We start from the raw sequence: 13,222 nt of genomic DNA on the forward strand, positions 1-13,222 counted from the left end.
GAGGAAGAGCAATACCGGCGTGATCTCGAACGTGTGGCCACCGAGTGGCGCGAGTATGAATACCGTCGGCGCGAGCTCGATGAACTCGTCAAGGGCAACAAGATCACGGCGAACGGCAGCGAAGTTGTCGAACACGACGCCCAGCGCAACCAGCTCGAACGGCGGACGGGCAGCGTCTTCGTAACGGCCCAGCGATTGGTACAGCCACGCCAGTCTGTCGAGGCTGGTGGCGGTATCGGGATGCTCGGGCCCGAGCACCTTTTCACGGATCGCCAGAGCCCGGCGGTACAAGGGCAGCGCGTCTTCGTAGCGGCCCATCGATTGGTATAGACTCGCCAGGTGGCTGAGACTGGTGGCGGTACTCGGGTGCTCGATGCCAAACTGTGCCTCGTCCTGCTGTAGCGCTCGCGTCGCGATCGGGATCGCTTCCCGATAACGCCCTTGCCGATAAAGCTCAGCGACCTGAACGCTCAAGTCCGCGCTCTGCGCCCGCACTCCTTCCACCGGCAGCCCACTCGCCGCGATCACGATCGCGGCGATCATCAGGTACTTCGCCTTCATCGCCGGAACTCCCAATACTTCCCTTTGCCCCCGCTGACCGCGCGAAGCCGCGGCCGTTTATCCGGCTCGGTGCCCTGATGGATCAGCACGAAGAGGTCGCTCAGCACGCTGTCGTTGTCGCCGAAGTAGCTGTGGCTGAGGCCGAACCACTCGCGGGTGATGGCGCTCGCGTCGATCGAATCGAGTCGGTTGAACACGACGATGTTGGCGCCACCGGCGCCGAGGCGGGGTTCGCCGTGCAGCCAGGCGGAAAGCGCGACCGGCAGGTCCTGGTCGGAGGCGTAGAGGGTGAAGCGCGGCACGCTCGCGGTCGCCAGGTCGTGCACCCAGCGCTGGCGGAATTCCTCGCGGCCGATGTCGGGCGAGGCGAGGATCACCTGCCGGAAAGCGCGTTCGGCGTCGGGGCGGCGGCGCAGCAGTTCGGCGAGGCCCTGCGTGAGGATGCGGTTGCCCATGCTGTGCGCGATCACGTACACCGGCACGCCGGGGCCGAGACGGCTGAGCTGGTCGAGCAGGTCGGCCATCTGCCGCCAAGCGTTGCGTGCGTCCTCCTCATCGCGGACGTAGGCCAGCAATTCTCCATCCGAGGGCCAACTGAAGAGCACCGTCGGCCCGGTGAAGGCCAGGTCGTAGGCCAGTTGCGCGGCGCGCTTGGCGGCGTCGGCGAACGAGTTCTGGTAACCGTGCACGAAGAGCAGCACGCCGGGTTTGTCGAAAGCGCCGGCCCGGCGTGCGATCTCGGCTTGCCAGTCCTTCGCCTCCAGGCGCGTCAGCGCGGGCGCGAGGACGACGTGCCGCTGCGGGTTGGCATCCCACTCGAGGCGCAGCAGCGACGGGCTTTCGAGCCTCGCCCAGCGGTGATCGAAGGGAATCGACACCTCGACGGCGCCGAGGCTGACGCGGTCGCTGCGTTCCTTGCCGAAGGCCTGCGCGGCGCTGTCGGCGCCGGTCGCGCGGCGGCTGGTTGCGAAGTAGAGGCGAACCCAGTCGTGCCGCCGGGCGTTGTCGGGCGTCCCGGGTGGTGCCGTACGGGCGGCGGCCGGTTTCGCCTCGGCGCTGCGCAGGCGCGGCTGCTCGCTGGGACCGCGGTTACGTTCCCGTTCAAAGACAGCGAGGTCGTCGGCGGTGTAACGAAGCGTCAGTTCGGCCGTCGGTTCGCTGCCGCAGAGTGCAGCGTCGAAAGGCATCACCTGCACCTGATCGGCAGCGAGTTCGGGCCACAGCTTCTCGCGCACGCCGCGGCCGGCGAGCAGCGGCAGCAGGTCGCCCAGCGGCGGCCCGTCGGCGGTAAAGCGCAACTGCCGCGTCTGGACGAATTCGTGTTCCGGAACGAAGGACTTGCCCTGTACGCAGAGCAGGGTATCGTCGGCGTAGCCGGCCGTCGCGGTGAGGACGAGCAGGCCGAAACAAAGCGACCGCAGGAAGCGCATGGTTGATCCCTCCGTGTTTGCTGTTGCCGGCAATAGACTGGCGCGAGCAGTCAGCGCTGGAAGACCTCATTTTGCGCTTGAGCAAGATGCTTGTGTTCGCCGGCAGTCCGGTCTTTTCGGCAAGCTATGGTCAATAGACCTTGATCAACAGGGAGAACTGCTCTTCAATCCTGTGTTGACACACGCAGTAACCAGTGCTTGAATAGGGTCAAATCCCGCCGCTACCATGCCATCTCGGCCCGTGAGAAAGCGAGCAAGCCAGCCCGGCGGTTTCGCAGCTTGTTTTGCCCCTGAACTGACACCGATGTTTCCCGTTTCTCAGTGGAGGAAAAAAGCATGGCGCGCATCATCCCGGGTGTACAAGTCACGGTCGTCAAGGAGGTCGTTCCTCCGCAATTGTCTCCTTCCGGGGTCTTGGGACTGATCGGAATCACCGAAAACGAGGTCCCCGCCGACAGCAATACCGTGCGGGCATCGAGCTGGAGCCGCTTTGTCGAGGTCTGCGGCGCGGCCTCGGCGTACAGCCTGCCGGAGGCCCGCCAGGCGCTGGCCAACGGCGTCTTCGAACTGGTCATCGTGCCGCTGAAGTCCTCGGTCGCCAGCAAGGCCAGCGTCGATCTGGCGATCGGCAAGAGCAAGACCTTCAAGCTTGAAGCGCGCGCTGCCGGCACCTGGGCAAACGGTTTCCGCGTGCTGGTCAGCCATCGTGCAGAGAAGTTCGATCTGGAAATCAGGCCGCCGGTCGGCGATGCGATCGAGGTCCATCGCGGTCTCGACCACACGAAGCTGGCCGAATCGCTCCAGGCCGCATCTGCCGTGATCCGTGCCGGCGGACCCGGCAATCCCGGCGAAGCGCCGGCTGCCGGCGAGTATGTTCTGGCTGCCGGCAAGGATGCCGGTGAGGCCGATTACGTCAATGCCCTGCAGCACCTGGGCAACGAGTCCGACGTCGACATGGTACTGGCCGCCGTGCAGGACTTCGGCAATGTCGACAGCGTGACGCGCATCTACAGCGCGGTCATCGCCCACTGCAATCAGATGAGCAGCAACAGCCAGGGTCGTGTCGGTTTCGGCCAGGTTCCTCCGACCGCAGGCGACACCGACGCGAAGAAAATGGCGCCGGCCCTGCTCTCGGAGCGCTTCGTCCTGCTCGCTCCGCATGGCGTCGCCGGCGCGGTCGCGGGTCGCATTGGCAGCCTGGACTATTTCGAGTCGCCAACCTTCAAGACCCTCTCCGGAATGGGCAGCCTGAGCCGCGCGCTGCCGCTCGAAGAGCAAGGCAGCCTGCTGTCGAGTTCGGTGGTGCCGGTCGTCGAGCAGCGCGGGCGTGGCGTCATCGTCCTGCGCGGCATCACCACCGATGGCGATCAGATCAGCGTGCGGCGGATCGCCGACCGGGCAGTACGCGGCGTCCGGATGCTCGGCGAGATGTTCATCGGCCGCCTCAACAGCGAGGACGGCCGGGGCGCCCTGAAGCAGAAATTGATCGAGTTCCTCGTCCAGATGGAAAAGGAGGGGGCACTGGTGCGCTCCGCCGACGGCAAGGAGCCGGCCTTCACGGCCAATGTCCATTCGTCGCCGGCCGATTTCGCGCAGGGCATCGTGCGGGTCGACATCGCGGTGCGGCCGGTGCGGGCGATCGACTTCATCTACGCCACCATTTTCGTCCAGGTCTGAGGAGTGAATCGCCATGACAGCGATCTTTGTCGCCAACCGTAGCAGCGTTCTGATCGATGGCGCTGCGGTCGAAGGTCTGCAGTCGCTGGCTTTCCGCGTCGTCACCGAACGTGAGGATATCCGCGCCGTCGGCAGCGGCGAACGGGTGGATGTCAGCTTCGGCCTGCGCATCGTCCAGGGCGAACTGGTCGTCAAATCGGCCACATTCGTTCTCGACACGCATCTTGCCCAGCAGAGCAGCTTTCAACTGGTGGCCAATCTGAAGAAGGACCCGGCTGCCGATGCACCACGGCGGACGCTGTCCTTCGACGATTGCTACGTCGAAGGCAAGTCATTCGGCATGGACGCCGGCGGCACGGCGGTCACCACCTACGCCTTCAGCGCCACCCGGGTTCGCGAAGAATAGTGCCGGCAGCGGATCACGTCATCGACATCGATGGCCTGGTTTACGCGACCGATTTTCAGGGTTTCGACAAGGCAATGAACGCGCGCTCAGCCGCCGGAGCAGAAGTCGACTTGCGACCGTGGCCCTTGCGGGAGCACCTGGCTGCGCTCGACGAGTGCGTCGTACCGACGGCGCACGGGCTGACCCTGGATACACGCGAGCTCAGCCGTCGCGTCCTGGCGCACAGCGGCGTTGCCGAGGATGCGCAGACCCGCTTTGCGCCCCTGGCGCTGTGGTGGGCGAGTGGCGGCGAAACGTCGCCGGCAGCACTCGGTGGCGGCTGGTACGACTGCGGCGGCGTTCGGCTCCACCTGCGGCCGTGGACCAGTGGCGAGCGCTTCCGGGCCATGTCGCGATGCCGCAGGGCCGGTGCGGACGGCGAGCGCTTCGATCTCGGCGCTTACCTGCGGGCAATGCTCGAGACGAGCGTGGTCACCGTCGAACCGGCGCGTGCGCTCGACGAACTGGATTCCGGCGCGACGCGTTCCCTGCTCGAGGCCGTCGTCGCCTTGAACGTTGTTTCCCCCGAAGAGCTTGCCGATGGCATTCCCGATACGCCCGAAGCCGACCGCATCACGCTCCGGCTGTGTCGCGCCCTCGGCTGGACGCCGACGCAGGTCTGGGCGACGCCGGCGGTGGAAATGGACCGCCTGTTGCGCCTGCTCGATCGGACCGCGGCCAGTGAATCCGCCGCGCCGACCCGTGTTGCGCGCCTTGCGGATCACCCGGATGCGACCGTGATTCGGATCGAGGACGACTGAATGCCATCCATCGCCCGCTCGGCCGACATCGAGCGCCAGTTGCTGGCGCCGCTGGAAGCGCTGTTGCGCGATGCGCAAGCGCTCCTCGGCGTGGAACTCGATGCAGATCGGCTGGAAGAGGCGGCCGACAGAGGATCGTCTGAATCGGCAGCGCTTCCTTTTCCGGCGCTGAACCGGACGGAGCCGGCGCGCCGAGCAATCGCGCGACCACCTGCTGCGGGTTTCTCCAGCGCCCCGTTGCGCGGCGCTGTCGATTCGGTACAGCCCGGTGCGCCGGCTGTCGAGCAAGGAGAATTCCCGCAGAGAGTGGTCGATCGCGCCGAGCCGGGCTGCTTGTCGCCAGGTGCCCTACCGACGGCGCTGCAGGGAACCCGCTTCGAGCAGGCTTTTCAGTTCGCTTCCTCGACCCCGCAATCCGTCTCGCCCCAGGTCGGGACTGATCGCTCGGCGGGTCCTGCCAGCACGCGCCCCCACTTCAACCGCCCTGCTCCGCTCGCCGAATCATTCCCTGTCTCCGGTCAGCACGACGCTGCCGAATTTCCAGCGGTCGAGTGGCCCATCCAACCTGGCGAACATCCGGAAACGCGAGCAGCCAGGATGCTGTCCGGCGATGGCCGCCAGACGCCAGACGCTGAGACCGCTCGACCCGCCGCCGCCTCGCCACACCGTTTGCAGCCCCTCGGCCCGCAACCGGATTCACACGGGACGTTCGCAATTTCCCTTCGCCCCCGGCAAACTCCGTCCCCGCTCGGCGAATCGCCCGCTTCATCCGCCTGCAACGACGCTGCCGCGGCTCCTACGGAAGCGCACGCCTTGCGACCGGACCAACACCCGCAGGTACCCACGGCTGCGATGCCGTCTGGCGATAGTCACCAACCGACAGACGCCGCAGTCACTCCACCCGTCGCATCCTTGGCAGACCGTTCGCAGCCCGTCAACCCGGCGCCGGATTCACACCGGTCGCTGGCAATTCCTCTCCGCCCCCGGCAGGCCCTGGCCCCCGAACCATCGTTCGCCACCGCCGAGGCGGCGAAGCCCCCCGGGCCGGGAAACCACTTGCAGACGGCTGCCAGGCGGCTGGCTGGTGCCGTCGAGCCCTCACTCGAACAAGCCTATCGGCTTACCCAGGCCAGGCTCGATACTTCCGCCACTTCCGCGTCAGAGCGCATTGAATCACCCAGCCTGGTACGCAACACGTTCAACGTCACGGTCGCTCTACGTGCTGACGACGCGAGCGTGAGCCTCGATCCGACGGCTCTCGCCGACGCACTGACCGAGGTCCTGCGTTCGTCAGCGCGCCGCCACGGGCTGGAAATCTGAGCGATGACCGCTGCGCTGGCCTACCGCGTCGAGATCGGCCGACAGACCGCGAGCAGCGACGCGGCCAGGAACGAGCGGCAGTTGCTGTCTTTGCTCGTTCGGCTCGGCATGGATGGTGCCAGTGGTGTTTGCGAGTTGCGGTTCGGCGACCCGGAGGCCCCCGCGCCGCAAGCGGGCGACCCGCTGCGCGTCGAACTCGATGCTGGCGACGGTCTGCAGCAAGTGTTCACCGGGACGGTCGATACGGTGCGCATCGAAACCACCGGCCAACACGTCACTGCCTATGACGATCTCCACAAGCTGGCCTGCCTCGAAACCGAAGCCAGTTACGAAAACGTCGACGTCGATTTCGTGATCAAGGACGTCCTGCAACGGGCAGGGGTCACCGCCGGCCGCGTCACGAAGGGCTTTAATCTTCCAACGTACCTGCTGACCCGCCGTCCGGGCGCCTTGCGGCAGGTACTCGAACTTGCCGACTGGTGCGGCGCAGACCTGTTCGGCGACAGCAAAGGCAAGGCGCATTTCGTCACCCCTGCCGAACCCGGTGCTGCACACGCTTTCGATTTTGCGACGAATGTGCTGCAGATCGAGATCCAGGCGACGCCGCCGATCCACGACAGCGTCGAGGTTTTCGGTGAAGGTGCGGCAGGCAGCCAGGGTGCCGACAAGTTCTGCTGGCTGGCGAGCGATCTGGCCGGGGTCAGCGGCCAGGCGGCAATCGACGCGCAGGGCGCGGTTGCCGTCGGTCGTACCGGCAAAACCCCGCGCCGCCTGACCCTTGGCGCCGTTCGCAGCGGTGAGGCAGCGCAACACGTGGCCGAGGCGCAGATGCGGGTGCTGGCGGCACGCTGGCTGCGCGGCCGGATCGAAGTCCTCGGCAGACCCGGCGTGCAGCCCGGCGACCGGGTCAGGCTCGTCGGTGTGCCTCCCCGACATGCCGCCGCCGGCCTGCTGCTGGGACCCCGTTCCTTGCGCGTTCGCCAGGTCAGCCACTTTCTCGGTCGTCGGCGCGGTTTCGTGACCCGGATGGAGTTCTGAGATGACGGTGCGCATCGGTCAGATCGAGCTGAACGGCGTCCAGAACGTCCACACCGAGGAGTCGCGAACGCTCGTCGAGCAGCACGTTCCACGCCAGGACGGCAGCATCTTCCAGGACCTCGGCCGCGACCCGCTGACGGTCTTCGTCGATGGCCTGCTGTTCGGCGCCGCGGCGCTGTCCGGGCTCGAACGACTGCGCGCAGCGCGAAGCGCCGCCGAACCCCTGCCCTTCGCCGCCGATGTGTTGATCGGCAGCGAGTTGACCGAAGTTCTCATCGAGGACCTGCAGGTCCGTCAGGTAGCCGGCTATCCGGATCGTTACCGTTACACGCTGCGCCTGCGTGAATACAGGCGCCTGCCCGGGCCGGCCGAACGTCTCCAGCGCCGGATCGATGCCGATGTCGCAGCAGATGCGGAATCCTGGGCCGGCAGCAGTCTGGCGGCAGCGAGCGTGCTGCTCGATCCGGCCAGCCTGCCCACCGCTCTGCTGCACCAGCCGCAACTGCTCGAACACCTCAGCGGCGCCGATCTCGGCAAAAGCATCCTGCTCCAGGCCGAACGGCTGACGGGCTCGGATTTCGGTGGTGTGCTGCAGGCGGTCGGCAAGTTCGATCTGGCCAAGGCGCAGGACCTCGTCGAAGTCCTGCGCGACGCCGACGGTCTGTCCGGCCTGTTGCAGAAATGCGTCGACGAAGGCGTCGATTTCCTCAGCGAGCTGACCGGGATCGATCTGAAGCAAGTGGCACCGCTGCTCGGCGCGCTGCGCGACGGCTTCGAGTTCCTCAAGACGCTGAAGGAAGTGGCCGAGAGCGCCGGCAAGCTGTTCCAGCATCTCGCTGATTTCGATCCATTGAAGCCACTCCGGTCTCTTTCCGAGGGATAGCGATGAGCGACTCGGCAAGCGTCTTTACCGACCTGAACCACTTTTCGACGCGTCTCGGGACACTGTTGAGTTCGGACGCGGCTCGGCAGGCGCCGAAGATCGCCAGCCAACTGCGTGCCGAAAAGCAGCTCAGGGCCGCCATTGAATCCCTGATCACAATCCTGGAGGGACTCGCCCAAGCCACCACGAACCTGAAAGAACCCCTCGAGAAAGCCGCCGAGGTCGCCGCTGGCTGCGAGGCGATCGCCGACAGTCTCGATGCCTTCGGCGACGGCAAGAGCCTGGGCCAGGTGGCGAAGCTGTGCGGACAAAGCGACGGCGTGGTGCAACCGATCGTGGACAAGATCGTCCACATACGCGGCCCCCTCAAGGCAGCGCTGGGCATACTCGGCAGCCTGCCGACGCCCAACGAGTTGATCGGGCTCGACGAGCACCTGACTGCTCTGGCAGACGATCTCAAGGCGCTGAAAGGGGAAGTCAAAGACCCCAAGGCGTCCACCAGCACTCCCACCTCATCGACCACCGGAGGCCAACTGCCATGAGCGAAGCCATTCCTTCTCAAGCACCCGCTGCAGAGCCACAAGACAACCCCTTCGCGACCGTCGCCCAATTGCTGCGATCGCTGCGGGAATCGCTCGAAGGAACCAAACGGCCCGGCCAGGCGCCACGCTGGGTGCGCATCGCGCGCATCCGTGCCTACCGGGGCGACACCGATTTCATCTCGAAAGCCGTCATCCCCGCCGTCGACAAAGCGCTCGCCTTCACCGTGCTCTATCTCGCCTCCCTGACGCTGCAGGCGCGGGATCTGCTGCAGCAGGCCGACTCCGCCAAGGCTCTGGTCGAAACATCGGGCGAAATGCTGCAGGTCGTCACCACCGAAGAGTTTACCCAGGCGCTGGCCGAGGCGGTCGATCAGAAAGGCGTCGTCAACCCGCTGCGCGAAGCGCGCGGCGTCATCGACAATGTGACGACCTTTGTGGACAAGGTTCCCGACCCGGCAGACCTCGATCTGATCAGCAAGGAGCTCTACGGTCTGCTGTGCCTCGAACAACTGCCGCTCGACGAAGCCGGCCTTGACGCGACTACGGAAGTGCATCTCAACCTGGAGACCTCAGGCAAGATCCGCCTGCTGCAGATGGCGCTCAACAACCCGGTGCGCATCCGCGGCCTCGGCAAGAGCAAGCAAGGCGAACAGGAACTGGCCTTTCTTGGCACACGCCGCATCTGGCCGGCCGCAGCGGCGGATCTCCCGGGCAAGGCCATAGGGCGGTGGGGAACGGAGCTCGATAGCGAAACGATCTATGAATTCGATTTCACAAGGCCCGGGGTCGCAGGGCAGGACATCGCCGAGGCCAACGGTCTGCTCGAAAAGCTCGGCTACGTCGAACCCGCCGTGACCGACGCCAAGGTCTTCGACGACACGCTGCAGCGGCGGCTGCGCCGCTTCCAGAAGATCAACGGACTGGCGATCACCGGCCAACTCGACAATCCGACGCTGAACGGCCTGCAGCACCTCAACCACGCAAGCAAGTCGCTGAAGCGTGCGCAGTCATTCGATGCCGACGCCCTGAAGGACTTCGACGACACGAAGAACGAGACCTAGAAAGCCCTGGATGAACGATCCGATCGCGATCATCCGCGCCGTCGTCCGCGACGAGCTGCGCGCCCTGCGACTTGGCGACATTGCCGTGGTCACCAGTGTCTTTCCGCATGCCGGCGAAGGCGACACCTGCAACCACTACTGCAACGTCAAGCTCCGCGAGGGCGATCTGGAACTGCGCAAGGTGCCGATCGCCACACCGCACGTCGGCATGGTTAGCGCGCCGGCGGTCGGCGATCTGGTGCTGCTGAGCTACGTCGGCGGCGACGCCAACCGGGCAGTGATCGTCGGCCGGCTGTACTCCGATCAGGCGCGCCCACCGCTGCACGAAGAGAACGAGTGGCGGGTCGAAGCGCCGCTGCACGGCAAGACCTCGCTGGCCATCGACAAGCAGGGCGCGCTGGTGCTGACGACCGGCAAGACGGTGCTGACTCTGCACCAGGACGACAGTGTCGACATCGCCGGCGAGACCGACCTGAAGATCACCGTCAAGGGCGACGTCAAGCTCGAATGTGTCAATTGCGAAATCGACGCCAAAGGCAAGGTCGATCTCGGCCTGGGCGGCGGCGGGGTCATTACCGACATGACCCACAAGTGCTACTTTACCGGCGCCCCCCTGGTCGGGTCGACCACCGTCAAGGCGAAAGGCTGAGCCATGCCCTCACCGACCGCCGACCAACTCGCAGGCCTCGTCCGCTCCACGCTGGACAGCGCCGGCATCCACGGCCGGGACGCACCGGGCCTGGCACGGGCGCTCGCGAAAACCACCGCGCAGGCGCTGGCCATGTTCCTGACCCAGGCAGAGGTTCTGCCCGGAATCCCGGCGTCCGCCCCACCACCAGCGAACAGCGGCAGCACCGTCGGCCCGGGGAGTCTGCTGCCACCGCCCGCCGGTGGGCCGACCGCCGCTCAGCTCGAAAACCTGGCGCTGGCCGATCTGAAAGGCGAGGGAATCGCCGGCGCGAACGCCCCCGACCTGGCGAAAGTGATCGCCGGCAGCCTCGCGCAGGCGATCGAGCTGTTCACGGCGCAGGTACAGGTCGCCCCCGGAATCGCCATCAGCGGCCTCGTCACCACCGCTCCCGGGAGTCTGATTTAATGCCGGCGCCGAGCAAGAACCAATTGCAGCCGCTGGTCGACGGGCTCAGGATGGCGAACGGCCTGCACGGCCACGACGCCCCTGCCCTCGCCGATGCGATCGCCGAAATCATCGCCCAGGCGCTGGCGCTGCTGCTGACGCAGGCCAAGGTGGCGCCGGGAATCGCTTGCTCGCCAGGCGCCACCACCGCCCCCGGAAGGCTGATCTGATGGCCGACATCTTCAAGACCGATCTGCGGATCGTTTTCCAGGACACCGGCCACGGCCCGGTCGTCGAACTGGCGACCGGCGCAAAGGGTGCGGCGGCCGTCACTGGCATCGACAACCTGGTGCAGGCGCTGACCCTGCGGCTGCTCGTCGACCAGGGAGAACTCGAATCCCTCGGGCATTCGCGCTACGGCAGCCGCATCCGCGAACTGCTCGGTGCCAGACTGGACCGTGCCAATCTCGAACTGATGCGCCGTTTTGTTCGCCAGACGCTGCTCGACGACCAACGCGTTGCCGAGGTCGTTCGCGTCGTCGTCCGGTCGCGCTCCGATGCGCCGGGTATCGTCGATGTCGAAGCGGAAGTCCGGGCCAGAGACGGCCAATCCGCGCAGATAGGAGTGAGCCTCGATGCCGCCTGAAACGCCTTTCGACAGCAAGGACTTCGCCACGCTGACGAGCGACCTGCTGCAGTCGCTCGCCACCGCCACCGGCGCTCCGCTGACCGACGACAACGAGGGCAGCGTCGTGCGCACGCTGGCCGAAGCCTTCGCCCGCGAACTGGCGGTCTGCTATCAGCAACTGAGGAAGGTCTACCAGCACGGCTTCCTCGACACCGCCGAAGGCGTCGCGCTCGACCACGTCGTCGCCCTGCTCGGCATGAACCGCCAGCGCGCCGGACATCTCGAAGGCCTGGTGACCTTCCGCCGCCCGCAACCGGCGCCCGCCGACATCCCGGTGCCCTCAGGAACGCTGGTCAGCGGACGCGGCGCGCCGGTCTGCGCAACGGTCGAGGACTCGCTATTGGCCAGGGGCGAGCAGGAAGTCAGCGTCCGAGTGCGCTCGCTCGAACCCGGCGGGCAGGCCGTCAGGCCAGGCGCGCTGAATCTGATGCCGAGACCGATCTGGGGCGTGGACACCGTCGTCAACCACGCCGACCTGCTACTGCGGCAAAGCGAGGAAAGCGACGACGAGCTGCGCGAGCGGGCGCGCCGCCTGCTGCTGGAAACGGTCGTCGGCACGCCGGCAGCGATCGCACAGGCGGTGCGCACGCTCGGCATCGCCCAGGTCCAGGTCCACGAAGACCCGCGCAGACCGGGAACCATTGAAGTCGTCCTCGGAGATCACGACATCGATGATGCGCTGCTCGAGCAGGCGAAGACCGTGGTCGAAAACGTCCGCACGGCGGGAATCCAGGTCAGCGTTCAGCGCAGCCAGCAGGTGGTCATCGAAATCGCGGCGATGCTGGTACTGCACGAGGATTTCCCGGAGCAGCGCCGAGAAGCCGTCCTCGCGCAGATCAAGCGATCGCTGCAAAGCTATTTCGACAGCCTGGGATCCGGCGCGCGTGTTCGCTGGAGCAAGGTCAGTTCCCTTCTCACCGCTCCCGATGAAGTCAACGAACTGCGTTCGTCGGCCGATGGCAGCGTCTATCCGCGGCCATTCGTCAAACAGGACGGGAAATGGCAGGACGTGTCCGCGAGCCACACGCTGCGCAACGGCGACATCGACATCGGCACCCACGAACGCGCCGCGCTCGACCTGGGGGTCAAACCGCTGCGCGTGGTTCTCGAGCCGCCGCTGCTCGAGGTCTGGGTCGAGGTCAGCCTCGGCAGCCCGCTCAACCCCCGTGAAGAACAGGTCTGGCTTGCCTGGCTGAAGGCGCAGTTCGATACTTTCAAGGCGCCGCGGACCGTCACCTGGGACGACCTCGTCGCCACCTTGCCGCCGGGCAGCACGGGAGTGGTGACAGCCTTCACGCTGAAGCATCAGCCCGGCGGCGAGCCGAAATCGCTCCACGTCGAAGGTGACTCCGACCAGCTCGGCCAGCGCGAGCGCCTGCTGGTGGGACAGATCGATTATCCGGGCGGACCTTCCCGGAGCCCTTGAGGTAAGTCGTTGATTCATGGCAAGAAACCAGAAAATCGGCAAAAATGTAGGCATGTAAATATAATAATAGCTATTTACAAACAATGTGCTATTGGCTATTATTGTCGGCATGTACATCGCCCGCGTCCCCAACCGAAAGTCCAGGCCGGCCATCCTGCTTCGCGAGTCCTATCGCGAGGGAGGCAAAGTCTGCACACGAACCATCGCCAATCTGACGAACTGGGCACCGGAACGAATCGTCGCCATGGAACGTCTGGTGAAGGGCGAATTCGACGACTGGTCGGGAGAGATGACCAGCGGCGAGATTTTTGGGGT

Annotated in this window: 16 protein-coding genes; 14 read left to right on the top strand and 2 right to left on the bottom strand. The window is 65.9% G+C overall.

From position 1 onward, the window contains the following. Both E4Q08_RS21655 and E4Q08_RS21660 read right to left on the bottom strand, forming a co-directional pair. A partial coding sequence (locus tag E4Q08_RS21655) for a tetratricopeptide repeat protein (RefSeq protein ID WP_248595071.1) occupies positions 1-561 on the bottom strand: 561 nt, incomplete at its 3' end. After that, complete coding sequence (locus tag E4Q08_RS21660; RefSeq protein ID WP_169071902.1) at positions 558-1,991, bottom strand: alpha/beta hydrolase; 1,434 nt, start codon at positions 1,989-1,991, stop codon at positions 558-560. The genes E4Q08_RS21655 and E4Q08_RS21660, both read right to left, overlap by 4 nt. A 336-nt stretch (positions 1,992-2,327) precedes the next feature. Between E4Q08_RS21660 and E4Q08_RS21665 the strand changes: the two genes are divergently transcribed. The 14 genes from E4Q08_RS21665 to E4Q08_RS21725 form a co-directional block, all read left to right on the top strand. Then, positions 2,328-3,668: a phage tail sheath subtilisin-like domain-containing protein gene (locus E4Q08_RS21665; protein ID WP_169071903.1), complete on the top strand. Its 1,341-nt coding sequence runs from the start codon at positions 2,328-2,330 to the stop codon at positions 3,666-3,668. 13 nt (positions 3,669-3,681) lie between these two features. After that, positions 3,682-4,074 (top strand): hypothetical protein, encoded by a 393-nt coding sequence (locus E4Q08_RS21670; RefSeq protein WP_034918061.1) that lies wholly within the window; start codon positions 3,682-3,684, stop codon positions 4,072-4,074. Further along, on the top strand, positions 4,074-4,874 hold the full coding sequence (locus E4Q08_RS21675) for a hypothetical protein (protein WP_169071904.1): 801 nt from the start codon (positions 4,074-4,076) through the stop codon (positions 4,872-4,874). The genes E4Q08_RS21670 and E4Q08_RS21675 overlap by 1 nt, the downstream gene beginning before the upstream one ends. Further along, a complete protein-coding gene (locus E4Q08_RS21680) occupies positions 4,875-6,194 on the top strand; it encodes a hypothetical protein (RefSeq protein WP_169071905.1) in 1,320 nt (439 codons plus the stop codon). 3 nt (positions 6,195-6,197) lie between these two features. After that, positions 6,198-7,232: a hypothetical protein gene (locus E4Q08_RS21685; RefSeq protein WP_169071906.1), complete on the top strand. Its 1,035-nt coding sequence runs from the start codon at positions 6,198-6,200 to the stop codon at positions 7,230-7,232. 1 nt (position 7,233) lies between these two features. Beyond that, complete coding sequence (locus E4Q08_RS21690; protein WP_169071907.1) at positions 7,234-8,115, top strand: hypothetical protein; 882 nt, start codon at positions 7,234-7,236, stop codon at positions 8,113-8,115. Positions 8,116-8,117: 2 nt separating this feature from the next. Next, on the top strand, positions 8,118-8,657 hold the full coding sequence (locus E4Q08_RS21695; protein ID WP_169071908.1) for a hypothetical protein: 540 nt from the start codon (positions 8,118-8,120) through the stop codon (positions 8,655-8,657). Continuing rightward, the gene (locus E4Q08_RS21700; RefSeq protein WP_034918076.1) at positions 8,654-9,718 is read left to right on the top strand and encodes a peptidoglycan-binding domain-containing protein; all 1,065 of its coding nucleotides are present in this window, start codon (positions 8,654-8,656) and stop codon (positions 9,716-9,718) included. Before E4Q08_RS21695 ends, E4Q08_RS21700 begins: the two co-directional genes overlap by 4 nt. A 10-nt stretch (positions 9,719-9,728) precedes the next feature. Continuing rightward, the gene (locus E4Q08_RS21705; RefSeq protein WP_169071909.1) at positions 9,729-10,367 is read left to right on the top strand and encodes a phage baseplate assembly protein V; all 639 of its coding nucleotides are present in this window, start codon (positions 9,729-9,731) and stop codon (positions 10,365-10,367) included. Positions 10,368-10,370: 3 nt separating this feature from the next. After that, positions 10,371-10,814 (top strand): hypothetical protein, encoded by a 444-nt coding sequence (locus tag E4Q08_RS21710; RefSeq protein ID WP_248595072.1) that lies wholly within the window; start codon positions 10,371-10,373, stop codon positions 10,812-10,814. Beyond that, the gene (locus tag E4Q08_RS25145) at positions 10,814-11,023 is read left to right on the top strand and encodes a hypothetical protein (RefSeq protein ID WP_248595073.1); all 210 of its coding nucleotides are present in this window, start codon (positions 10,814-10,816) and stop codon (positions 11,021-11,023) included. The genes E4Q08_RS21710 and E4Q08_RS25145 overlap by 1 nt, the downstream gene beginning before the upstream one ends. Continuing rightward, entirely contained in the window at positions 11,023-11,439 is a 417-nt protein-coding gene (locus E4Q08_RS21715; protein ID WP_169071910.1) for a hypothetical protein, read from the top strand. The genes E4Q08_RS25145 and E4Q08_RS21715 overlap by 1 nt, the downstream gene beginning before the upstream one ends. After that, positions 11,429-12,907, top strand: coding sequence for a baseplate J/gp47 family protein (locus E4Q08_RS21720; protein ID WP_169071911.1), 1,479 nt, complete (start codon positions 11,429-11,431; stop codon positions 12,905-12,907). Before E4Q08_RS21715 ends, E4Q08_RS21720 begins: the two co-directional genes overlap by 11 nt. A gap of 109 nt (positions 12,908-13,016) precedes the next feature. Beyond that, a partial coding sequence (locus E4Q08_RS21725; protein ID WP_505438048.1) for an IS1634 family transposase N-terminal domain-related protein occupies positions 13,017-13,222 on the top strand: 206 nt, incomplete at its 3' end.

It is taken from the genome of Candidatus Accumulibacter contiguus, from assembly GCF_012940005.1.
Lineage (GTDB): Bacteria > Pseudomonadota > Gammaproteobacteria > Burkholderiales > Rhodocyclaceae > Accumulibacter > Accumulibacter contiguus.

What these genes read in the sequence shown, in the direction of transcription:
- E4Q08_RS21660 (WP_169071902.1), bottom strand. Translation starts at nt 1,991, where the DNA reads ATGCGCTTCCTGCGGTCGCTTTGTTTCGGCCTGCTCGTCCTCACCGCG.
- E4Q08_RS21665 (WP_169071903.1), top strand. Translation starts at nt 2,328, where the DNA reads ATGGCGCGCATCATCCCGGGTGTACAAGTCACGGTCGTCAAGGAGGTC.
- E4Q08_RS21670 (WP_034918061.1), top strand. Translation starts at nt 3,682, where the DNA reads ATGACAGCGATCTTTGTCGCCAACCGTAGCAGCGTTCTGATCGATGGC.
- E4Q08_RS21680 (WP_169071905.1), top strand. Translation starts at nt 4,875, where the DNA reads ATGCCATCCATCGCCCGCTCGGCCGACATCGAGCGCCAGTTGCTGGCG.
- E4Q08_RS21685 (WP_169071906.1), top strand. Translation starts at nt 6,198, where the DNA reads ATGACCGCTGCGCTGGCCTACCGCGTCGAGATCGGCCGACAGACCGCG.
- E4Q08_RS21690 (WP_169071907.1), top strand. Translation starts at nt 7,234, where the DNA reads ATGACGGTGCGCATCGGTCAGATCGAGCTGAACGGCGTCCAGAACGTC.
- E4Q08_RS21695 (WP_169071908.1), top strand. Translation starts at nt 8,118, where the DNA reads ATGAGCGACTCGGCAAGCGTCTTTACCGACCTGAACCACTTTTCGACG.
- E4Q08_RS21700 (WP_034918076.1), top strand. Translation starts at nt 8,654, where the DNA reads ATGAGCGAAGCCATTCCTTCTCAAGCACCCGCTGCAGAGCCACAAGAC.
- E4Q08_RS21705 (WP_169071909.1), top strand. Translation starts at nt 9,729, where the DNA reads ATGAACGATCCGATCGCGATCATCCGCGCCGTCGTCCGCGACGAGCTG.
- E4Q08_RS21710 (WP_248595072.1), top strand. Translation starts at nt 10,371, where the DNA reads ATGCCCTCACCGACCGCCGACCAACTCGCAGGCCTCGTCCGCTCCACG.
- E4Q08_RS25145 (WP_248595073.1), top strand. Translation starts at nt 10,814, where the DNA reads ATGCCGGCGCCGAGCAAGAACCAATTGCAGCCGCTGGTCGACGGGCTC.
- E4Q08_RS21715 (WP_169071910.1), top strand. Translation starts at nt 11,023, where the DNA reads ATGGCCGACATCTTCAAGACCGATCTGCGGATCGTTTTCCAGGACACC.
- E4Q08_RS21720 (WP_169071911.1), top strand. Translation starts at nt 11,429, where the DNA reads ATGCCGCCTGAAACGCCTTTCGACAGCAAGGACTTCGCCACGCTGACG.